The organism is Mycobacterium sp. TKK-01-0059, from assembly GCF_000709305.1.
Classification (GTDB): domain Bacteria; phylum Actinomycetota; class Actinomycetes; order Mycobacteriales; family Mycobacteriaceae; genus Mycobacterium; species Mycobacterium intracellulare.
On sequence record NZ_KL446997.1, the window covers coordinates 208,796 to 228,487 of the forward strand.

At 64.5% G+C, this 19,692-nt stretch carries 21 protein-coding genes and 1 tRNA gene; 15 read left to right on the top strand and 7 right to left on the bottom strand.

Going from position 1 to position 19,692, the window contains the following annotated elements; all coding sequences use genetic code 11:
- The 7 genes from K883_RS26130 to dnaB all read left to right on the top strand — a co-directional run bounded on the left by K883_RS26130 (position 1) and on the right by dnaB (position 7,392).
- Complete coding sequence (locus K883_RS26130; RefSeq protein ID WP_255359028.1) at positions 1–633, top strand: DUF1643 domain-containing protein; 633 nt, start codon at positions 1–3, stop codon at positions 631–633.
- Complete coding sequence (locus tag K883_RS26135; protein ID WP_255359020.1) at positions 630–1,043, top strand: hypothetical protein; 414 nt, start codon at positions 630–632, stop codon at positions 1,041–1,043. Before K883_RS26130 ends, K883_RS26135 begins: the two co-directional genes overlap by 4 nt.
- Entirely contained in the window at positions 1,040–2,779 is a 1,740-nt protein-coding gene (locus tag K883_RS26140; protein WP_036456551.1) for an SNF2-related protein, read from the top strand. Before K883_RS26135 ends, K883_RS26140 begins: the two co-directional genes overlap by 4 nt.
- Before the next feature lie 172 nt (positions 2,780–2,951).
- Entirely contained in the window at positions 2,952–3,758 is an 807-nt protein-coding gene (locus tag K883_RS26145; RefSeq protein WP_156035731.1) for a hypothetical protein, read from the top strand.
- The gene (locus tag K883_RS27825; RefSeq protein ID WP_156035733.1) at positions 3,736–3,996 is read left to right on the top strand and encodes a hypothetical protein; all 261 of its coding nucleotides are present in this window, start codon (positions 3,736–3,738) and stop codon (positions 3,994–3,996) included. Before K883_RS26145 ends, K883_RS27825 begins: the two co-directional genes overlap by 23 nt.
- Positions 3,997–4,756: 760 nt before the next feature.
- Complete coding sequence (locus K883_RS26150) at positions 4,757–5,998, top strand: hypothetical protein (RefSeq protein WP_036456553.1); 1,242 nt, start codon at positions 4,757–4,759, stop codon at positions 5,996–5,998.
- 17 nt (positions 5,999–6,015) lie between these two features.
- Positions 6,016–7,392 carry a replicative DNA helicase gene (dnaB, locus tag K883_RS26155; protein WP_051701235.1) on the top strand — a complete coding sequence of 459 codons (1,377 nt, stop codon included), beginning with the start codon at positions 6,016–6,018 and terminating at the stop codon, positions 7,390–7,392.
- Positions 7,393–7,424: 32 nt separating this feature from the next.
- On the opposite strand, the gene K883_RS26160 is transcribed toward dnaB, so the two are convergent.
- Complete coding sequence (locus tag K883_RS26160; protein ID WP_036456555.1) at positions 7,425–8,288, bottom strand: hypothetical protein; 864 nt, start codon at positions 8,286–8,288, stop codon at positions 7,425–7,427.
- A 167-nt stretch (positions 8,289–8,455) separates the two neighbouring features.
- Here K883_RS26160 and K883_RS26165 point away from each other — a divergent pair, with 167 nt between their 5' ends.
- Positions 8,456–9,526, top strand: coding sequence for a hypothetical protein (locus K883_RS26165; RefSeq protein ID WP_036456558.1), 1,071 nt, complete (start codon positions 8,456–8,458; stop codon positions 9,524–9,526).
- 188 nt (positions 9,527–9,714) lie between these two features.
- Here K883_RS26165 and K883_RS26170 read toward each other — a convergent pair whose 3' ends face one another.
- Together K883_RS26170 and K883_RS26175 are read right to left on the bottom strand one after the other, a co-directional pair.
- Positions 9,715–10,290 (bottom strand): DUF6036 family nucleotidyltransferase, encoded by a 576-nt coding sequence (locus K883_RS26170; RefSeq protein WP_036456561.1) that lies wholly within the window; start codon positions 10,288–10,290, stop codon positions 9,715–9,717.
- Entirely contained in the window at positions 10,290–10,808 is a 519-nt protein-coding gene (locus tag K883_RS26175; protein ID WP_218917181.1) for a helix-turn-helix domain-containing protein, read from the bottom strand. Before K883_RS26175 ends, K883_RS26170 begins: the two co-directional genes overlap by 1 nt.
- 490 nt (positions 10,809–11,298) lie before the next feature.
- Between K883_RS26175 and K883_RS26180 the strand changes: the two genes are divergently transcribed.
- Both K883_RS26180 and K883_RS26390 read left to right on the top strand, forming a co-directional pair.
- A complete protein-coding gene (locus K883_RS26180) occupies positions 11,299–12,057 on the top strand; it encodes a DUF2637 domain-containing protein (RefSeq protein ID WP_255359021.1) in 759 nt (252 codons plus the stop codon).
- Between the two features lie 159 nt (positions 12,058–12,216).
- The gene (locus K883_RS26390) at positions 12,217–13,194 is read left to right on the top strand and encodes a type VII secretion target (RefSeq protein WP_081914449.1); all 978 of its coding nucleotides are present in this window, start codon (positions 12,217–12,219) and stop codon (positions 13,192–13,194) included.
- 142 nt (positions 13,195–13,336) lie between these two features.
- On the opposite strand, the gene K883_RS28480 is transcribed toward K883_RS26390, so the two are convergent.
- The 4 genes from K883_RS28480 to K883_RS26195 form a co-directional block, all read right to left on the bottom strand.
- Positions 13,337–13,753, bottom strand: coding sequence for a hypothetical protein (locus K883_RS28480; protein ID WP_255359022.1), 417 nt, complete (start codon positions 13,751–13,753; stop codon positions 13,337–13,339).
- Positions 13,754–13,841: 88 nt separating this feature from the next.
- Entirely contained in the window at positions 13,842–14,441 is a 600-nt protein-coding gene (locus K883_RS28485; RefSeq protein ID WP_255359023.1) for a hypothetical protein, read from the bottom strand.
- Positions 14,438–15,535, bottom strand: coding sequence for a hypothetical protein (locus K883_RS27375; RefSeq protein ID WP_081914441.1), 1,098 nt, complete (start codon positions 15,533–15,535; stop codon positions 14,438–14,440). The genes K883_RS28485 and K883_RS27375 overlap by 4 nt, the downstream gene beginning before the upstream one ends.
- Positions 15,536–15,671: 136 nt before the next feature.
- Positions 15,672–16,346, bottom strand: a complete 675-nt coding sequence (locus K883_RS26195; protein ID WP_218917182.1) for a TetR/AcrR family transcriptional regulator — start codon at positions 16,344–16,346, stop codon at positions 15,672–15,674.
- Positions 16,347–16,368: 22 nt separating this feature from the next.
- Between K883_RS26195 and K883_RS26200 the strand changes: the two genes are divergently transcribed.
- The 5 genes from K883_RS26200 to K883_RS26225 all read left to right on the top strand — a co-directional run bounded on the left by K883_RS26200 (position 16,369) and on the right by K883_RS26225 (position 18,962).
- Positions 16,369–16,441, top strand: a tRNA-Lys gene (locus K883_RS26200).
- A gap of 599 nt (positions 16,442–17,040) precedes the next feature.
- On the top strand, positions 17,041–17,790 hold the full coding sequence (locus K883_RS26210) for a beta clamp domain-containing protein (RefSeq protein WP_179945142.1): 750 nt from the start codon (positions 17,041–17,043) through the stop codon (positions 17,788–17,790).
- Between the two features lies 1 nt (position 17,791).
- Entirely contained in the window at positions 17,792–18,229 is a 438-nt protein-coding gene (locus K883_RS26215; protein WP_036456570.1) for a hypothetical protein, read from the top strand.
- 32 nt (positions 18,230–18,261) lie between these two features.
- Positions 18,262–18,486 carry a hypothetical protein gene (locus K883_RS26220; RefSeq protein WP_255359024.1) on the top strand — a complete coding sequence of 75 codons (225 nt, stop codon included), beginning with the start codon at positions 18,262–18,264 and terminating at the stop codon, positions 18,484–18,486.
- Positions 18,483–18,962, top strand: a complete 480-nt coding sequence (locus K883_RS26225; RefSeq protein ID WP_036456574.1) for a hypothetical protein — start codon at positions 18,483–18,485, stop codon at positions 18,960–18,962. Before K883_RS26220 ends, K883_RS26225 begins: the two co-directional genes overlap by 4 nt.
- Positions 18,963–19,692: the final 730 nt, after the last annotated feature.

Genomic DNA, 19,692 nt, shown 5'->3' on the forward strand with positions numbered 1-19,692 from the left:
ATGTTGGATCTTCACCTGCCGCACTGGCATCACCCCGAGCGCTGCGCGCACTTCTCGCCTGATCGGCGCTACCGGTACTGGCTGAGCTGCCGGCGCGGGCCCGGGCCGGCACTGATGTTTATCTCTTTGAACCCCTCCACCGCCGATGAGCACCGTGACGACGCCACGTCGCGGCATGACATCGGGTTTGCCGACGGCTTCGGCTATAGCGCGGTCACCTTGACCAACCTGTACGCCGCGCGGGCTACCAACCCCAAAGACCTTGCCGGGATGGGTGATCCGATCGGGGTCAGCAGCGATCCTCGCTACGACAATGACGCTCAGCTGGATGCCCAGGCCGCCGCTCATGACGTGATCGTTTTGGCCTGGGGTGCTGAGGCCGACGCGGCGCGGGCCCGGACCGTTGCCAGTCGCATGTGGCGTATCTGCCGGGCCACCGGTGGCAGCTTAGCCGTGCTCGGCTGGACCTCGAGCGGGCAGCCACGCCACCCGCTATACCTGCGCAAGGACACTCCGCTGCAGTGCCTGACTGCGCGAGCGCACCTTGACATGCTTGATGTCGACCCGCGGTGGTCGGCACTGCTGACAGATAGTGATGTGCTCTGCGACCTCGATGGCGTGGTGGCACCGTGAGCGCGCCGCACTACGCTATGCACGGCGCGGCAGCGGATGCGGTGGCCATCGCTGACCACGTTGTGGCGGTCCTGGGGCGGCGGATCTACCGGGCGGCGCGCGAGACCGCGCTGCAGGACGGTATCGAGCAGGTCTTGCAGGAGCACGCATTTCGGGTTGATCGGGAATTTCGGCTCTCCAGCTGTGATCGGCCTGACTTCCTCATTGATGGCTGCGTGGCCCTCGAGGTGAAGATGCGGGCCAGCGGTTCGTCGGTGCTGTCGCAGTTGGCGCGGTATGCCTCGCATGAGCGCGTGCACGCGTTGGTGGTCGCGACGCCGCGGCTGTCCTCGCTGTCGGGGATGCCGGCGGAGATCTTCGGGGTGCCGGTGCGGGTGGTTGCGCTGCCGGGGCCGGGGTTGGCGCTGTGACGGCGCGTGTCGTTGGCCAGTACCGGTGGGCCCCGGAGGGCGTGTGGGAGATCGAGGCTGAGCCCGACGTCATGATCCGGATCAAGCGGATTTTTCCGCGGGTGTCCGCTACAACTCGTGGCACCGTGACGTTGACGGGCACTCTTGAGGTCGCGCGGGACCTGGAATGGTTGACCGATCGGTGGCCGATGAAGGCCTCTGCGCAGGATCGGCAGCGGCTGCGGGCGATGGCCGGCGAGCATCGGCGCGCTGAAAGCGCTGTGCAGCATGTTCTTTCCGGCGGCGCGCTCTCAGTCGACGCGGGTCCTGGATGGGTGTCGCCGGCAGTGCCGCTGCGGGGTTATCAGCGCACCGCGCGGGATCTGGTCTGGGCGACCGGTGGGGTGCTGGTTGCCGACGAGCTCGGCATGGGCAAGACGTTCACCAGTCTGGCTCTGTTGGAGCAGCCGCAGGCGCGGCCGGCGATCGCGGTCACGTTGACCGGCACGATGCCCAAGCAGTGGCGCCGGCAGCTGGCCAAGTTCTATCCACAGCTCACCTCGGTCGAGGTCAAGACCGGGCCGATTCATTCGCTGCGGCGCCGTGGGCGCACCGCGGATCTGATCGTGATGAGTTACTCGAAGCTGGCCAAGTGGCAGCACCATCTCAAAGGTGTTGCGAACACGGTGATTTTCGATGAGGTGCAGGAACTGCGCCGCGACCAATCCGACCGGTACAAGGCCGCGATGACCGTTGCTCGCGAGGCCACCTACCGCGTTGGGCTGTCGGCAACCCCGATCTACAACTACGGCGGGGAGATCTACAACGTCATCGACGTACTGCGCCCAGGCGCGTTGGGCGACCGCTACGAGTTCGCGCGGGAATGGTGCCACACCTCGGGGTTGGACACCAAGACGCAGGTGTATGACCCGACGGCGCTGAGATCATATTTGACCTCGCAGGGTCTGTTGCTGCGGCGCACCCTCGACGAGGTCGGTATCGAGGTTCCGCCGATCATTCCGATCGAGCAGTCGGTGCCCTCGGATCCCAAGGTGCTCAGCGAGATCGAGGGCAACGCGGTTGCGTTGGCCCGGCTGATCTTGGACCAGTCCGCCAACCCTCGCGAACGCTGGACTGCAGCAGGGCAATTCGACTGGATGATGCGCCAGCACACCGGTATAGCCAAAGCTCCGTTCGTTGCCGACTTCGTTGAGCTGCTGTTGCAAAGCGAACAGCGGGTGATCCTGCTGGGCTGGCATCACGCCGTGCATGACATCTGGGCCGAACGGCTGCGCCCGTACCGGCCGGCGATGTACACCGGGCGCGAGACCACCACGCAAAAAGAGCGGTCCTTAGACGATTTCATGGCGGGCCGCTGCCGAGTGCTGATCATGTCGCTGCGGTCGGGGGCCGGGATCGATGGGCTGCAAGAGGTGGTGAACACGCTGGTATTCGGGGAGCTGGATTGGTCCCCGGGGGTGCACAAGCAGGCCATGGGCCGGCCCGGCCGGCCCGGACAGACCAAACCGGTGCGTGCCTATTTCGCGACCACCGATTTCGGCTCTGATCCGGTGATGCTCGAGACGCTCGACCTCAAGACCCTGCAGGCCGATGCGCTCATCACCGGTTCTGGTGATGGCGTGGGCAAGCCGGCCCCGGATCGGATGACCCCGGAGCGCTACGCGCAGATCAGGCGATTGGCGGCCCACGTGGTGGAACTGGCCGATCAGTCACCAGCAGTGAGGAGGACGGCGTGAGACCGCAAAGTCAGGTTCCGGTGAATACAGCTGGCGCGCAGCGCCTTCAGCAATTGCGGCCTGCGCGAGCTCACCGCGGCATGGTTGTGATCGGCCCGCAGTGGGTGTCGCCGCTTACCGGCGCCCACACAGTTGCCGCGTACGACGCCGCCGACACTGCGCCGGTGACTCGATGAGCAGCTATGGAGAGTCGCGATTTGCCATCGCGGCGGCGGGCGATGGATTGCGGTGGCGTTGGCACGCAATTGATTTCGCCGTATTTGGTCCTCGCTTGGCGGCGGCGGGCGCCGACGAATGCTACCGCCCCGAAATCTATTCAGTGTGTGGGCAACGCTGCAACCACGTCGCCACCCGGCTGGGCCCCTTCACCTACGGCAGCCGTTGGCTGACTTCGCGGCGCTGTGAACGGTGCGGATGGGTGGTGGCGCTCAGCCGAGGAACAGTGGAGCACGAAATCGCCCAATACCTCCCTGATGACGCGCATCGCGATGTCATCGCGGCCGCCGGTACTGACCCAGATCTGATGCGGCGCATCTTCGTGGCGATTCTGGCTGACGCCCCGCCGGGGCGAGCTGGCGAGCCCGGGCATCGTTCGGATCTGCTCGCGCACGCGACCCGGCACCGCCCGGCGGTCATGGTGTGCCAAGGCTGCAGCGAGAGCTCGAGCGCTGCTGCGGTCCATGGCGAGGACGCCCTGTCTTGCCCCGACTCTGCTGTGGTCTGCGCCGAGTGCACCTTTAGCGCCGGGCCCTGGGCAGGGGAGCGCGAGGGCATGACCACCGGTGAATGTGTCGTCGGCGCCCCCTGTTCGGTCCTCATCGCCCTGGCCCACCACTACGGCGTCGCCATTGCCGAGGGCAGCGATGCCGACCCACCGGGGCGCATTGCCGATGCCCCCTCGGCTCTGAGGTTCCCGCACCCGCCAGTGGTGCACCTGAAATCAGAAAGGAGTTCTCATGTCATCAGCCAAGAGCGCTGACTGTGCGGCGGACCCAGCCCGCCCGCCCGGCCATCGCGGCTGGGTCGTCTGTGATCCTGCTGGCTACCCGTACGCCTGGTACCGCATCGACTTGGTCGCGGAGGCCGCGGCGGCCATGGCCCTGCTCGAGCCCGACCCCGTTCTGCGACAGCAGATGACCGACGCCGGGTGGTCGGTACGGATCGGCAGCGGCGTGGAACTAGCGCTCGGTGCCGGGCTGACGAAGGCCACGGCGTGATCCGCGGCCGCCCCGACAGCGGGTGCTTGCAATTGTTAGCGCCGTCGAGCGGCGATGGCGGTTGTCCAGCCCGAGAAACGGTGCCGACCTGGGCTTTTCATCATGTCCGCCGAGGGGCTAACGCGTCAGCAAACACAATTCTGCAGGGGTACAGCCCCCTCGCGGCACCGGTTAGCGGCCAGCAAACAATTGCAGGAAATGCCGTCCTACCAGCGGTTTTACCCATCACGTCGCCAGTGGGCGTGGCCCAGCAAACATGGTTTGAGCGCCCCCGAGCGAGCGCATGACACGGGGCTAGAGCCCAGCAAACAAGGTAATTCCGTGTCGGTCCGCCTTCATCGGTCAAAGGCATGGTCCGATGAAGCCGACGACTCGGAATCAGGAAGCCCAGTCGGAAAGGAGGCAAATAGCCGCTCACCATCCCCGAACACCAGGGGAGACCCCACAAAAAAATAGCGGGACCAGAACGCAGAACCCCCTCGGAAGGGGGATCTGGGAATCGATCAGAAGGTCGAATTCGGAGCGCCAACTCCGAATTTCGTGAGGTCCGAAGCGCCAACTTCGAATCTCGGTCCCCGTGCTGAACAGGGAGAACTGCGTGACAAGTAGTTCCCAGGGTAGTTCCTACCCCGGACACAATTCAACGTATCCGCGCGAAGTGTCGCAGGAACACCGCCTGAACTGCGCAAAGACGCAACGTTTCAGGGCGTGCCGTCGCGGCGGACAACGGGCGGACGAAGTTTGCCGGCCTCGCCAGCGGGTGGCCTTCTCCGATGCCGAGATGGTGCGCGGCCGCGTCGAAACACACGCTGCCCAGCTTGGCCTGCGGGGCGCCCGACGCCACGTACTGAGCGCGGTACTCAAGCTGCTGTGCGGCTGGAGCCGGATCACCGACGACCGGGTTGCGCTAGGGCAGCTCGTGGAGCTCATCGCAGCCGCCGGCGGCCGGCGCTACGACCTCAAGACCGTCGGGCGGGCACTGGCGACGTTGGCGGCCGACGGCTTGATCGTCTATCGGGCAGCCCAAGGCCGCAACACGCGCGCACTCGTGGCGATCAACGAGCAATTCACCGCTGATATCGCCGTGCTCGCCCGGGATCGCGACGGCCGGATCATCACCTCCCACAACCACTCCGACGCCGATTCGGTCACCTTTTCGCGGCGCCTTCCTTATAAGAACCAATCTCTCTACCCCCCTACCCCCCGGAACGACGAGCTGCCCAGCAGCTCCCGGCCGGTTGAGGTCGAGGTATCCACCGACGAACTACGCCAGGTGCTGGCCGGCCTGCCCGAGGTGCTGGTGCGGCTGCCCAAGCACCTGCGGTTCATGCTGGGTGCGCAGATCCAAAACCGCCTGGCCGCAGGGTGGTTACCCGAGCAGATCCTCGACAAGCTATGTCGGCCCATGCCGGCGGATCTGCAGCGGCCCTGGCGCCTAGCGCTGTGGCGGCTGCACCACAACGTGCCAGGTGCGGGGCCCCGGCTGCGCCCCTTGCAACGCGCATGGGAACAGCGGACGCGACGCGAGGCCCGTGAGGCGCAGGACCGCACCACTGCACACTGGTATGCCCAAGTCACGGCGGTCACCAGCCCCGCCGGCCGCGCCGAGTTGCTGAAGGCACACGAGGTGAAGTTCGGCCGTCCCGTGGACCCGATGGCAGCGCTGGCCGCGGCGGGACGGCGAGTCAATCGGCTGTTCCCGCAGATGCCGTTGGCGGCGGCGTTGACCCGCTGGGCGGACGAAACCCTTACCCACGCCACGACGAACCCCGTTGCGGTCGACGACATTCCGACTGCGGCCACGATCGGCACCGACTTGCTGATGGACTTGGCGATCAGCGGAGGCTGCCAGTGCATGCTGTGCGGTTCGCACCGGGCCACCATGCGCCCCGAGCTGCCGCTGAAATCGATGGTGTGTGATCAGTGTTGGCCCGTGATCGCTGCCGAACTCGCCGGCGACGGCGACCAGGGCCGCGAGGGCGACGAGTGGGTGGCCGCGTGACCGATCTCGAGATACCCATGCAGACCCGCGGCCGCCAGCGCGTGCAGGCCTACACCGAGCTCGACGATCGGCGCCAGCCCCCGCAGGACCTCGACGCCGAGCAGTCGGTGCTGGGCGGGATGCTGTTGAGCAAGGACGCGATCGCCGACGTGCTGGAAAGGCTGCGGCCGGGTGACTTCTACCGGCCAGCCCACCAGAGCATCTACGACGTGATCCTGGACCTGTACGGCCACGGTGAACCCGCCGACGCGGTGACGGTGGCCGCCGAGCTCGACCGGCGCGCTTTGTTGGCCCGGGTTGGCGGTGCGCCCTATCTGCACACGTTGATCTCCGCGGTGCCCACTGCGGCCAACGCCGGCTACTACGCCGGCATCGTCGCTGAAAAGGCCGTGCTGCGCCGCCTGGTGCAAGCCGGGACCCGGGTGGTGCAGTACGGCTACGCCGGCGCGGACGGCGCCGACATTGCCGAGGTAGTCGATCGAGCCCAAGCCGAGGTCTATGACGTCACCGAGGATCGCGCCTCCCAGGACTACGCGCCGCTGGGCGATCTCATCCAAGACACCATGGATGAGATCGACGCCATCCAGTCCCGCGGCGGACTGACCCGCGGTGTTCCCACCGGGTTCGCCGAACTTGATGAACTCACCACCGGCCTGCACGGTGGACAGATGGTCATCGTGGCGGGCAGGCCCGGTCAGGGAAAGTCAACGCTGGCATTGGATTTCATGAGATCGTGCTCCATTCACCACAACAGGGCCAGCGTCATCTTCAGTCTGGAGATGAGTAAGTCAGAGATCGTGATGCGGCTGCTCTCAGCAGAAGCGCGGATCAAGTTGGCCGACATGCGCTCTGGGCGCCTCAGCGACGACGACTGGACTAAAATGGCGCGACGCATGGGCGAAATCAACGATGCTCCACTGTATATCGACGATTCGCCGAATTTGACCATGATGGAGATCCGCGCCAAGGCCCGCCGGCTCAAACAGAAGACCGACCTGGAGCTGATCGTGGTGGACTATCTGCAGCTGATGAGCTCAGGCAAGCGAGTCGAATCCCGCCAGACCGAAGTGGCTGAATTTTCCCGCAGCCTCAAGCTGATGGCCAAAGAACTCGATGTGCCGGTCGTCGCCGTCAGCCAGCTCAACCGCGGGCCCGAACAACGCACCGACAAAATTCCGCAGCTATCAGACCTTCGCGAGACCGGTCAATTGGAGCAGGACGCCGACATGGTGATCCTCATTCACAGACCCGACGCCTACGATCGGGACAGCCCCCGAGGGGGCGAAGCGGACCTGATCGTCGCAAAACAGCGAAACGGGCCTGCCCCAAGAACTTTGACGGTGGCCAGCACTCTTCACATGTCAAGTTTTCGCGACCTGGCCCGCTGCTGCTGAATGCGTCATCTACAGATCTTGACCCGAGCGGTCTAGGGCCCCAACGACTCTCGGCCGGTTGCCGCTTTGGTGTCGTGCGCGTGCGCGGATAGGACGTACCCGACGGCTTCGACGACATCAGGCCCGATCTCGTTCATCGCATCACCGACGACCAGCCAATTTTCGACGGCATCTTGATCGACGTACCGGAAGACCTGTTCGAACGCGAACACTGGCATGAGTGTGATCGATACCGTGCCCGGGTGCTTCGGCCGGGTGAATTCGACCCGATCCAGCACCGATCCTCGCGTGACGACACCCTGGTTAATCGTGGAGACCACCCCGCCGAGCGGCTCAGGAACGACGCTGACACCGCCGAGGTCGACTTGGTTGTTGGCCACGATATTCAAGAGCTGGTGCTTGTCGGTGTTCGAGAGGAATTGCAGGATGTGCAGCGGATGCAACTTGCCGGTACCGACGGCCTTGAAGGGCTGACTGTTCTTGAGTACCTCGAACACTGTCGGCCCGTACCAGTCCTGGCGCTTGTTCGCCCAGGCGGTGTAGCGTTTTTCGGTCGAGTGCAGCGGAAATGCCACCTCGGTCGGTCTCGCCTCTTGAATATGTCGCGGGGTGATCGCCCACATGGCGTGGTCCAGAGCAGCGCGCAGATTATGCAAGAAGTCCCCCATGAGTAGCGCTGCCTCTGTGTAATCGAGATCCGACTCCAGCACCCACTCCACCCAGGCCGTGCGCGACGTGTGATCGGCGCGATTGTCTCGCCTGCTGTATTTCCGCTCGGTCGCCTGTTGCTCGGCTAGTGCGCCGCGCAAACGGTCTCGAATTGCGAAGCCGTGCTCAAGCTTGCGGAACGCCGACTGGCCCAGCGCCTCGTCGTCGCCGCGTCCGTCCAATGTCATCAGGTTCCACAACTATCGATTTCCCGCTTCCATCGCCGGCCGGAGTCGGAGTTGAGCCCAGGAAGCACGTCGAAGGGATTCTACCGGCGTGCACCGCCGATAATCACGGCGTTTGTGGGGCAGCAGAGGGATTCAAACGCGCCTGCAAAGCGGGAAAGATGACAGCTATGGGGAAGCGCGCTCGGCTGGACCGACGCAGCAAGCGGCATATCAAGGTCGATGACGCCGCCGACGTCGTGGCAGCGTTGCGGTTGTGGGCCGGCGGTGGTGGCACACGCGGGCCCGAGGGGCGATGGATGCGCGCCGCGACCACAGCCATGATGACCCGGTGGGACACCAGCCCAGTAGTTCTGCGCGTTGACGGCGACTTTGCTGCCGCCCTGATCGACTCGCATACCGACGTTGAGCTCGTCCCAGACTGGCTCGACCGCTTCCCTTTTAATGCGATGGCCTACAGCCTCGCCGAACCTCTATCGTTGCATGACGGCATCCGGATGTGCCATTACACGGGCATGATCACTACCGGAATCCGCTCTGTCGACGCCGCGGTAACACCCGGGCTGAACCGGTCCCCTTCTGCCGGGCCGAATGAGGATCGGTGGCATCCTGACGGCGCCCAGTTCACCCACTACATCGACGTCCCCGGTTCGGATGGAGTGCGCTGCCTTTGGGTTTTCAAAGAGGACGGCGACCCCCGACCCCGCTTGCAGAGCGTCTCCTTCCAGCTGCGAGGCGAACTGGCCGAACAGACGACCACTCTGGCCGAGCTGATCGACAGCTCGGTTTCCATGGCAACCGACTTTGGGCAATCCCAGGGGTTGGAACTGCCAACACTGATCACCCTGTCGTTATCGCTGCTGCTCTACACCGCCGCGACCGATCCCGAAATTGACTGGCCGCCTGCCGAACACATCGCTCGCCCCCACCAGCTCAAGACCGCCCACATCGGCAACCTCGGCTGGCGCACCGGAGCCGCCCTTCGTCGATACCGGGCAGCCCCGCCGGCCGGTGGCATGAACGAAGAAGACGCCGGCACTCCCAGCGGCCGGCGCCTACCCGCACATATCCGCAAAGCGCATTGGCATCGCGTCCGGATCGCCGAACGCGATGCCAATGGCAAGGTCACCGGTAACCTGCGCGGCACTCAGGGAATCGACTGGCACTACGAACTGCGCTGGTACCCGCCTACCTCGGTCAACGCCGAGCACGGACTCAACCCCACGGTGCGTGACCCTTAACTGATGGGGGTTGCGCGCATTCGGAAATCTGAAAAGCATTGATATATCAAGCTACGCCGGACATCTGAGCGCGGCCGATCTTGGCGCCTTTGTTGGGGTGAGGCTGATCGAACCGTAATCCGCGCGTGGCTGACGGCCGCTCGTGAGGAGCCATCGGGTTTGGCGAGCTCGATGTCGGGGATGGAACGCTAATCGGGGTTTTCCGTGCGGTGAGCAAGCCAGTTTGCGGCTCGTTCAGCGGCTGGCCGATGGCGCTCGGAAACGGTTGCGAGGCGGGTAGCGATTACGTGCGGGTCAACGAGACCCGCGGTGATGAGCGCGTCGACGAAGTTCTGGTCCTTCTCCCGAAGAGCGCATAGTTTGGCGACACACAGGTCTTCCTTGTCGAGGCACCAGCCGATGAACTGAGGCTCACCCGACGAGGCTGCCGTGTTGGCGTTCTGCACTTTGACCAGTCGATCGCGCCATCCGTCAGGTAGGGCCGACGTCTGCAGATCTACGCCGTCGATGCTGAAGCCGTGAAGTTCTGCGAATGGCGACAACTCACCTGCTACGCCCTCTATTTCGTCTGCGATGCGCGTGATTTCGCCACTATCATCGGCGATCGGCAACACGTCGATTTCCGCTGACCTGGTGGCGTAGAAGGGTAGTTCGTCTTCGGTGAAGGTACCAAGGATCGCCTGTGAGCCGACAATGATCACTTCAGTTATGCCAGCGATTTGGCAGGCGGCCCGAATGGCGTGCTCGAGCTGGTCGCGCCGCATCAGTGCACCGACCGCAGTACGTGGATGCGCTCCTCATCAGTGAGCAGCCCGGTCATCGGTGAGACTTCGCGCATCTCAATGCAATCGCGGCTGAGACCGGTCAGGACGCGATGAAGACCGGGTACATCGCCGAGTTTCACTAGCGATTCCCAGCGGTCGAGGTTGCGCAAGTGAGGCTGCCCGCTGACGCCGGAACGTAGTTGCCGCAGGTTGCGCTGGATCGTAGGTTGCCATTGCGTGAGGGTGGAACGCGTCAGATGCCTGGCTAACTCACGGTGCAACTTCCAGGAGCGGCGTTCTGAGCGCGTCAGCTCGGGATTGATTGGCTGGCGGGTGATTTCAAGTCGATAGCCCATGCAGGACAACAGCCGGTCGAGTTGGTCATCGCTGAGTTCAACTTTGTCGGAGAGAAACTGGCTGATACTTGGCTGGTGAACGCCGCTGAGCCGAGACAGCTCCGACTGGGTGGTGCCCGTTTCGTGCATCACCGTTCGCAGCACGTCGCTACGATCACCCATAGGGGGGATTATAGCATCAGATGCTATAGGTTGCGGGTCTCACCGCTACCGGCCAGTCGCTGGCCCGGCTCCCCAGCGCGGCTAATGCCCGGCCGGAGCGACGAAAACCTGGGACGCGTTATCCCCACAGCGCGGTATCCATCGACGGTGTCCGTTCCGGCTGTTACGATCCGGCCAAACCCGCCGATGTCGGCTAATAGCTTGTGCTACAGCAGATTCGGAGCGCAGACACTGTCGACAGCGACCTTTATAAGCCCCAGGTCTACCCCCAGAGACGGAATACGAAAACGAGAACCCTATGACACTCCTTGATGAGGATGCCCCAACACGTAATGGGGCAGACACCGCCGAGCACCTGCGGTCCGTTCCTTCTTGGCCAGGTCCGGCGCGCACAGATCCCGCGCTCGAGGCGAAGCCGTCCCGGACTCTTGCCGAAAGCGATGTTCCAAAACCCGATGACACGCGGCGCCACGCAGTGTGGTTTTTCTGGATGTGGTTGCTGTTCGCCACCGTGGTTTCCATCGGCGGCAACGTGATTCATGCGTGGATGACTGCGCCGGCTCCCCACCTGAAGCTGTTAGCCGCTACCGCGGCCGCCGTCCCGCCCGCGATCCTGCTTGGGTCGACGCATTCGGTGGCTCTGTTGATCAAGAACCGGCGACACGGCTACCGGCGCGTCGACGCGGCCGTCCTGGGCGCTGCCCTACTGCTGATGGCGGGCGTCGCCGGCTGCGCGTTCGCGATGTCGTTCGTGTCTCTGCGGGACCTCATGATTTTGATCGGTATGAGCGCGGGTACAGCGTGGCTATGGCCGATCGGGGTCGACATGTCGCTGATCTGCTCGACCTTGGCGTTGCTGACCCTGGCCTCCCCGCGTCAAGGTCGTGAGGGTCTCGAGGCGCCGGCCGGTGTGACAGTGCCCCGCTCACCGGCCGCCGGCACTGTCAGCAGCGGCCCGCGATCGCAGGCCGAGCGGCGCCTCTGGTGGGAGTCCATCGCCGCAGTCATACGCGAGCAGAACAGCGACGTGCGCAAGATCGGCGAGCTGCCCACCGCGCAGCTCGCCGAGATCTTGCATCGTCTCTACGACAAGAGGGATTCCAAGCGGGCTGTATGCGCTGACCACGACCTGCACCACCGCGACGTTCGTACGATCACGCACACCGCAGACGACGTGCTGGCCCGGCTCGCTGCCATTCCGTCGTCGGCGGACGGGGCCAACCAGCCTGACGGCGGCGCGCGGCTGTAGGCAAAGGCTGTCCAGCACCGCGTCCGCCGCGGGGTGGGGCCCGCGACGTGCACCTCAACCGCCGATGGTCAGCGGTTTACCCTGTCCAAAGCGAGCAGTAGGCTGAAGCCGGCCCGAGCGCAGACACGGGCGCGGGCAAAGACACCATGGGGGGTGGACATGGCGGAATTGAACGTCAACCCGGCTGACTTGGTACGGTTCGCTGACGCCTACTCCGAGCTGGCGCATCGTGCGGCGCAAATTTCTCCGCAGGCCGTCACCGAAGTGCAGCGGGTCATGGAGACTCACGGGCCGATGGGCTATCCCACGGCGGTGGGCATCGCCGCCGGCCTGGCCAAGGCCGAGGGGCCGCTGCAGGCCAAGGTCGCCGACTTCAACACCTACTCACAACGGTTCACTGAGCACAGCGCCACCTACACCAAGGCCGACCAGACCGGCGCGCAGGCACTGGACAACCAGTTCCGCCCCGTCGACAGCAAAGACGCCGCGAACGACCCCGACCAACCCCAGCCCGCGATCGACCCGCGGAACCCCTTCGTCGGCGATGAACGGTTCGGTCATTGGAGCGATGTAGTCCCGCCGCCCTACGTCGGGAAAACCCCGCCGCCGCCGTGGACTGGACACCGCCCATGGAAGGGCCCTTCACTCGAGGGCGGCCCGACCGGCTTCTATCCGCCCGGCGGCAAAACATGGGCCGACGACAACGCTCCACCGTTCGCCTACCTCCAAGAACAATATCGCTTCCGCATCTCAGGTGAGGACTACACGCACTACACCCGCACCGACCCCGTTGACGGCCACCAGCAGCAATGGGTGCAGTACACCTACGAGGCTCAAAAGTGGACGCAGGGCACTGTCGCTGGGGAAGTCTGGGCCTCCAAAGGCCCCAACGAGATCACCGGCGAGCTCGGCGGTGTCAACACAGGTGGCCTCTCCGGCATTAGCCCGCCGGCATACAAGGGGCCATGGGAGCCGATAACTCTTCCGCAAATCGCGACCCTGTCGGCAGCGAACCCCAGCATCCACTACTACATGCCCGATGACTGTGGTTTCCAGTTCTCCTTCCTCAACGGCTCTGCCACAGGCGGAAATTCAGGACTGGGCCCGATCATGCCCAGCATGATCGCCGGCCACTAAGCGCCGGTCTTCGAGCGCAGTAAACGTCACCGGGTGAGCCGAGTTCAGTACTGCGCGGTGGTGGCGAAATGCGCTGCGCTTGAACAGTATTAGTCTTTCGTCCTCCCCAAGCGGCCAGCCGTGACCGCCCCCGAGGGGCGGTTTAGGTGCGTGTGCCTTGGTTCTGTGCCGGCGGATTGATCCACGGATAGGTGACTGCGAGGTACTCGTCGCGCGACACAACGAGGGTGGGTGCAGGTGTCGACATATCGACATAGTTATGGCCGGCGCGACCTTTCTCGCTCAAAACCGCTAAGTCAAGCGCAATCTCGTCCGCCTTCGCAGGATCGAGCCGCCAAGATACGTGCGTTGGGGTGAGGGTGATATCGGCAGCGCCGGCGCTGATGACGAAGTCATGAGTCACACCGTCGTGCTCCAGGCGTGACGACCCTCGTTGCATAGCCTCGGTGAGTGCAGCACGGAAAGTGTCGAGCCCAGGCCCATCCAGAGTCAGCAGCACCGCATCATGCCCGTAATCAAATCGGGGCAGATAGTTCACGCGAATCACGTTCATGGACATCACGGACCTTCGGGGGCTGTCGTCATTGCATGATATCGAGCCGCAGCGACAACGCCGGTGGTGCGTGAGTTCTTCATCGGAGTGCGGCTCACAGTCTCGGATCGTGTGGGCGGTCAATGCTGGCAAGCAGCGAGCGATAGAGGTTTTCAGTCAATGCGGCGCACTCCTCGGCTAACGCCGACTGGGCATCGGCGCCGACGACGACGGCCTGTTCGACGAGCGCTCCGCCTGCGGCGCTGTTGACGACGTAGTTGTTGAATTGACCGAGCACCTGGCGGTTACCGGTGGTGAGGCGGCCCGAGGCTCGGGTGGCGATGATCCCGTATTGCGGCGGTACGTCGAGTGGCTGTGCGCTGATATCGGTTGCTTGACTGTCGCGCAAGATGCGGTCGGCATTGCGCAGCACAAGTGCTGCTGGCACCGCGCCCGGCACCCGGTACAGGTTGAGAACCTCGCAGCTATCCCAGTGGTTGGTGCTGTTCAGACGGCGAAGCAGCAGACGGGTCACGTCGGCGCCGTCAGCGTCGGCGATGGTCCATGCGGAGGGGATGGTGAGTGCTGGCAGCCAGAGGTGCAGGTGTGTCGTCGTCACGCGTTGCAGGGGTCCGACGTGTCGGGCGATTTCTTGTGCCAGTGATGACACCGCGGTGGGGTCAAACGCGGTCGGTAGAGGGGCATTGTCGGTCATGCGATGGCCACCGCGCCCAGGAGGAGCAACAGGAGTAGTCCGCCGCCGGCTACCTCGGTTTCGGCGGGGCTAGGCGGTGGCACGTTGATGTGTGGCGGGCTGATGTGGGGGATCAGGCCCGGCCCTGGCGGCGGGGAGGTTGCCGGGGGTGGCGCTGGTATGGTTGCGCCGGGGAACGGTGCCAGCAGCGGGTTCTGTGGTGGTCCGATCACCCCTGGCGGCGCGGGTGCATTCGGATTGAGTAGCCATGGCGGCAGTTCGGAGATGATGGAGGGGCCGCGGACCGGAGGTTGGCCATCAATAGGGATGTTTTCCCAGTCAGAGCCGGGCCCGGGGCGGGGTTTGTAATCCCAGTGGGGGCTGTGCTGCCATTCATCACCGGGGTAGTAGCGCCACTCGCCGCCATTTTGGTCGTAGAGGCTTCGTCCTCCTCGTGCCACCGCGCTGGGACGACTCGCCGGTCCTTCTGTTAGCGGGCCCTCGACGGGCGGCCGCATGCCCTCAGGGGGGAGGCCTTCGACTGGGGGCTTGGGCGGGGGTGGGGGATCTTGTTTGAAGGTGTGATGGTCGACCGCCTGCGCACGCGGTGTCGATCCTTGTTCGCCGGCGGCAGCTGCGCGTGCGCCTAACGCTTGCTCGGCCGTCGCTGCTTGTTCCACGAGGGCGGCAGCCTTCGCTTGGTGGTCGTTGATGCGGCTCAGGATCTCCGCTTGACCTGCCGGCGAATTCGGGTCTGGGATAGCGCCGACTTCGGAAGCCTCGAGCCGGGCGTTTGCGTCGATAGCCCGGGCACCTTCCAGGTTGATCCGACGGCTCTCGTCGGTGATAGAGGCCCAGATGGTGTGAGAACGCGCGGCGCCGTCTAGGACGAGGTGATCGGCTTGTGTGGCGGTGGTGTAGGAAGCGGCTACGGCGGTTGAGAACCTCAGCCCGATCACCTGGGCGCGCGTGTCTTGGGTCCCGTGGCTGAGGGTATGCGCGTAGCTACTCAGGTCACCAAATCCGCCGCCGTCGACAGGGGTGGAGCCGAACAATTCGAAATAGCGACGATGCTGTTCTTGTGACAGCATCTCCAGCTGCTCGATGGCATCCACGAGAGAGCGCCCTCCTCCGCCGCGCCTGCGGTGCGTGGAGTAAACCTACCAACTGCGCGAGCTTGCTGAGCTGCAGTTCTGCAACAGTGGCGGGCGGCGGCCCGGCGCGTCGGTCAGGGCGCGGGCGCACCGGCCATTACGCGCCTGTAGCTGGCGGCTCGAGATCTAGAACGGTTGACAGTGTCTTGGTCCACCAACGCAGTTGGCGGTGGCGGCGGCTTACGTCGGGTTCCTTGATGCCTGCGGTGCGTCGAAAGTCAGCACCGTAGACGGGTTCGGTGGCCAGCGCCTGGTGCAGGGCGGCGACGGCGAGACGGGTGTCGTCGCGGGCGGGGCGCCGGCCCCCGGCCTTGCGACGGGCGGCGTGGAGCACATCAACGACCGGTTCCAGGATGCCGCCGCTGTTGTCGCGCCATCCTGCGCCGTGAAGGGCCATCGCGAGCTCGCCGTAGCCGTCGGCGTAGACCGCTGCAATACGGTCCACCAGCTCAGGTAGCTGCGCGCCGGCGGCCACCCACTCCTGGGTGGCGTCCTCGACGGCAGCGCGGATCCTGTCGCTGCTGTGACGCAGCAGTGCTTCGAGCAGCCCTTCGCGGCTGCCGAAGTGATGGTTGACACCTGCGTCAGTGATGCCGACGCGCTCGGCGACGGCGCGCACTTCGATCGCCCGCGGACCGGCCGCGATCAGCAACTCCTCAGCGGCATCGAGGATTAACGCCTTAGTCTCCTCGGGGCGGCGGCGTTTTCGAGATGATGACATACAACAGATCATACCTTGACACATCAAGGAGCCGAGGCTACGCTTTGACATGTCAAGGTAAAGAAGTGCGAATGCCTCCGTAGCTCAGTTGGTAGAGCAGCTGACTTTTAATCTGCGGGTCCGGAGTTCGAGTCTCCGCGGGGGCACTGTATTTTTCACAACCGGTCGGCGCGGTCAAACCACCGATCGGCATCGGCATCGGCATCGGCATCGGCATCGGCATCGGCATCGGCATCGGCATCGGCATCGGCATCGGCATCGGCATCGGCATCGGCATCGGCATCGCCTCTCCGGCTACCTTACCCAGGCCAGAGGCGAAGGCGCCCATTCGCAACAACTTTCCCACCCTCCACCCGGCACGGGTGTGGGGTGGAGGTGAAATGCGCGTTGCAGCAGCCGGGTTGTTGTCGAGATGCAGTGAAGATTGACAAGGTGGCCAGTGTTGTTTAACAACAGGTCGCGCAGGCATGCCGGGCCGTAATTGCTCCGGGAGAGTGGCGATTTCGGCGGGCAGTTAGTTGTTGTTTGACACCGGTACGCGACACGCCGGGTATCTGTCAAAGTACCTCGGTGATTCTGGTCAATCTTCGCTGCATCTCCTCAGTGGTGGTTGTTCTTCTTCTTCTTCGTCGTCGTCGTTCGCTGGTGGTTGTCGGACTCGTTGTTGTCGGTGGGCGTTGGTAGTGTCGTTGATGTTGGGCAGGCCAGTCGGGTCGGCCCGAGATTCCCACGAAAGGGGAGCAGCATGACTGCTGTTTTGGACAACCCGGCCGTCGTCGGGGAGGCGTCGGTGGAGGGTGTGGCGACGTCGGTGGTCAACACGTTGAAGGCCAAGGCGTTGTTCACAGCCGTGTCCGATGCGCTGCTGTTCGCGGCACCGGCGTCGGCGAAGCTGCCGTTTCTAGAGGCGGTGCGTCTGGAGTTCGGGGTGGATCAGCTGGTGGCGGTCGCTACGGATCGGTTTGTGTTGGGCGCCTCGCGGGTCGAGTACTCCGGGGTTGCCTTCACCGTGATGGTCGCAGGGTCCGATGCGAAGGCGCTGGTGAAGATGGCCAAGACGGCCAAGCGGGATGAATCGACGCGTGAGGTGACAGTCGAGGTGGCCGACGCGGGTGCACAAGTGACGTTCCGATTCACCACGGGGGAAGCGATGACCGTGCGCGGCTTGGACGTCCAGTTCCCGAAGTGGCGTCAGCTGTTGCCGGCGGATGCCTCACGGATGGGCGGCATTGTCGGAATGGGATACACCCCGGCTTACCTGAAGCGTTTCACCCAGGTACGTGCTGATGAGCAGGCCAGCGGCGCGCAGATGGTGGTATTCCCGTCGGTGACATCGAGTGGCAAGCCCGGCCCGACCGCGATCGGGATTGGTGAGGACTTCTTCGGGCTGCTGATGCCCGTACGCCCCCCGGGTGACGAATGGACGTTCCACCGGCCCAGCTGGCTCGACGAATCCGCCAGCGTGGCCGTCAGCGGCTTTGCGGGGGTCCGCTGAGATGACGACGACGATGAACCCGCGTGGTGCGGCCGCCGGTACCGTCACCGACTTGCCGGCCGCGTTCCTCGTCAGCCAGGACCAGCTACGGGCGGCGGCCGAGCGTCGCGCGGTCGAGGTGGTGCGGGCCTGGCTGATCGAGCGTGGTCGCACATGGTTGGCGATCGAGTTCACCAAGACGCGGCCCGAGCCGCCGTTCGACGGTGACTCCGACCTGTGCGCTGCCGTCGGCAAGCTGCCGCGCCGGCCTTACGGCAGCGGACTGGACGTGCGCGGCAGCTTCATTGTGCGGCTCGCGGATCTCAACGGGTCGCTGAGCCGTACGCACGACGACGCGACGGCCGCTTTGCAGGCAGAGTCCTACGACTGTGCACCTGGTCACCAGCACATCGACGACACACCGGATAGCTGTCCCGTCGAGCACAGCGAGGCGCTCTGATGGCGAATCATTGTGAGCCACAGCGTAAGACAGTGGCGATCGAATGGATCGAAGAATCAAGGCACCGGGTGACGGTGCAGGTTCCTGTGGACTTCGATCCCGACGAGTGTGACCTCGGTAATGGCCTGGCCGAGCTGAGCAACGATGGCTTTCAAGGGCTAGAACGCAGCCAAATCGTAGTGCGTGATGCCGATCCCGATCCGGCGGCGGAGTTCTTCGACCCGCCCCGCCATGACAGTGAGGGGGCGTCCGCGTGAGCAGCCACTACGAGTGGGGACAGGCCCGCGCCGGCAACTACCAGCTGGTGACCCGTGAGACAGCGCCTGACGAGTGGAATCTTCCCGAACCCGACCCGATCGACCCATGGTCGGTGGGGGTCACTGCAGAGCATGCGCTGGGACTGTTCAACGAGAACGGCGATGGCACCGTGCTCGAAGGATCGCCGGGCGAGATCCTCGACTACGTGGATCTGCTGCACGCCTACGCACACCGTGAACTCGACGGCCTGGTCGAGTACGACACCAGGCCTTGCGCCCAATGCGGGGACCACGTCGTCATCCTCTCGTCGCGGGACTGGTGTGATGCGTGTGAGGCGATCACCATTCCCGACGAGGTGTGGACGGCGTTCCTGGACCAGGAATATCAACTCAATCTCGAACACCGGGGTGAGGTTTCCCTGTCGGCCGTGGTCGGTGAAATCCTGCGACTGCTAGCAGAACACGAGAACCAGTAAGCCACAGCACAGCCGTCGCGCCCAGCGTGTCCTAGGGCGACCTCGTTGTCGGTGGGCGTGGGTAAGGTTCTGTGTTGGGCAAGCCAGCAGGGCGGGCCTACGGTTCTCGAAGAGGGGAGTGGTGAGGATGGCTGAGGTGTCCAAGGCGGCTGGGGTGACGGCTTGGACGGGGGCGTGGCGGTTGCCGACCGATAAGCGTGATCACCAGCGGGCGGTGCGTAAGCAGCGCCGTAGGGATCGGCGTGCGGTGGCCTCTTTGCGCAGGGTCTATGACCGCCGCTAACCCTCCGTGGCGCGCGTCAGCGCGCCACCCCCTACCGCCTACCCGGTGCCCCGAAGGCCCCGCCTGCCGGGGTACCGTCATAGATCCGTCTCACTCCCACCTGGCGCGCAGCGTCGAAAAATGATCGCTCGGAAAGTGTTGTAAAGCAGCGTGATTCGAGAAAAACGTGTAGTATGGCGGTATGACGTTGAGCAGCAAGGCAATCCGCGGGCGCCGCGCAAACGGTAGCGACAACCGCGAAAGCGGTTGCAGCGCAATGCCAAGCAGCGCGAGAGGGCGCAACGTCACCACCACGGCACCGCGTCAGCGGTGCGAATACCGAAACACCAACCGCGACAATGAAATCCGAGACAACCGCGTAAGCGGTTGGCGCACAGGGTAACTCGTCGGGCGGGCTTGCCCGCCCGGGCATGGGAGCCGGCGCAGCCGGCTCGCGAGGACAGACGG

What these genes read in the sequence shown, in the direction of transcription:
- K883_RS26210 (WP_179945142.1), top strand. Translation starts at nt 17,041, where the DNA reads ATGACTGCTGTTTTGGACAACCCGGCCGTCGTCGGGGAGGCGTCGGTG.
- K883_RS26390 (WP_081914449.1), top strand. Translation starts at nt 12,217, where the DNA reads ATGGCGGAATTGAACGTCAACCCGGCTGACTTGGTACGGTTCGCTGAC.
- K883_RS28485 (WP_255359023.1), bottom strand. Translation starts at nt 14,441, where the DNA reads ATGACCGACAATGCCCCTCTACCGACCGCGTTTGACCCCACCGCGGTG.
- K883_RS28480 (WP_255359022.1), bottom strand. Translation starts at nt 13,753, where the DNA reads ATGTCCATGAACGTGATTCGCGTGAACTATCTGCCCCGATTTGATTAC.
- K883_RS26165 (WP_036456558.1), top strand. Translation starts at nt 8,456, where the DNA reads ATGGGGAAGCGCGCTCGGCTGGACCGACGCAGCAAGCGGCATATCAAG.
- K883_RS26170 (WP_036456561.1), bottom strand. Translation starts at nt 10,290, where the DNA reads ATGCGGCGCGACCAGCTCGAGCACGCCATTCGGGCCGCCTGCCAAATC.
- K883_RS26160 (WP_036456555.1), bottom strand. Translation starts at nt 8,288, where the DNA reads ATGACATTGGACGGACGCGGCGACGACGAGGCGCTGGGCCAGTCGGCG.
- K883_RS26145 (WP_156035731.1), top strand. Translation starts at nt 2,952, where the DNA reads ATGAGCAGCTATGGAGAGTCGCGATTTGCCATCGCGGCGGCGGGCGAT.
- K883_RS26180 (WP_255359021.1), top strand. Translation starts at nt 11,299, where the DNA reads ATGTGGTTGCTGTTCGCCACCGTGGTTTCCATCGGCGGCAACGTGATT.
- K883_RS26130 (WP_255359028.1), top strand. Translation starts at nt 1, where the DNA reads ATGTTGGATCTTCACCTGCCGCACTGGCATCACCCCGAGCGCTGCGCG.
- K883_RS26195 (WP_218917182.1), bottom strand. Translation starts at nt 16,346, where the DNA reads ATGTCAAAGCGTAGCCTCGGCTCCTTGATGTGTCAAGGTATGATCTGT.
- K883_RS26175 (WP_218917181.1), bottom strand. Translation starts at nt 10,808, where the DNA reads ATGGGTGATCGTAGCGACGTGCTGCGAACGGTGATGCACGAAACGGGC.
- dnaB (WP_051701235.1), top strand. Translation starts at nt 6,016, where the DNA reads ATGCAGACCCGCGGCCGCCAGCGCGTGCAGGCCTACACCGAGCTCGAC.
- K883_RS26215 (WP_036456570.1), top strand. Translation starts at nt 17,792, where the DNA reads ATGACGACGACGATGAACCCGCGTGGTGCGGCCGCCGGTACCGTCACC.
- K883_RS27825 (WP_156035733.1), top strand. Translation starts at nt 3,736, where the DNA reads ATGTCATCAGCCAAGAGCGCTGACTGTGCGGCGGACCCAGCCCGCCCG.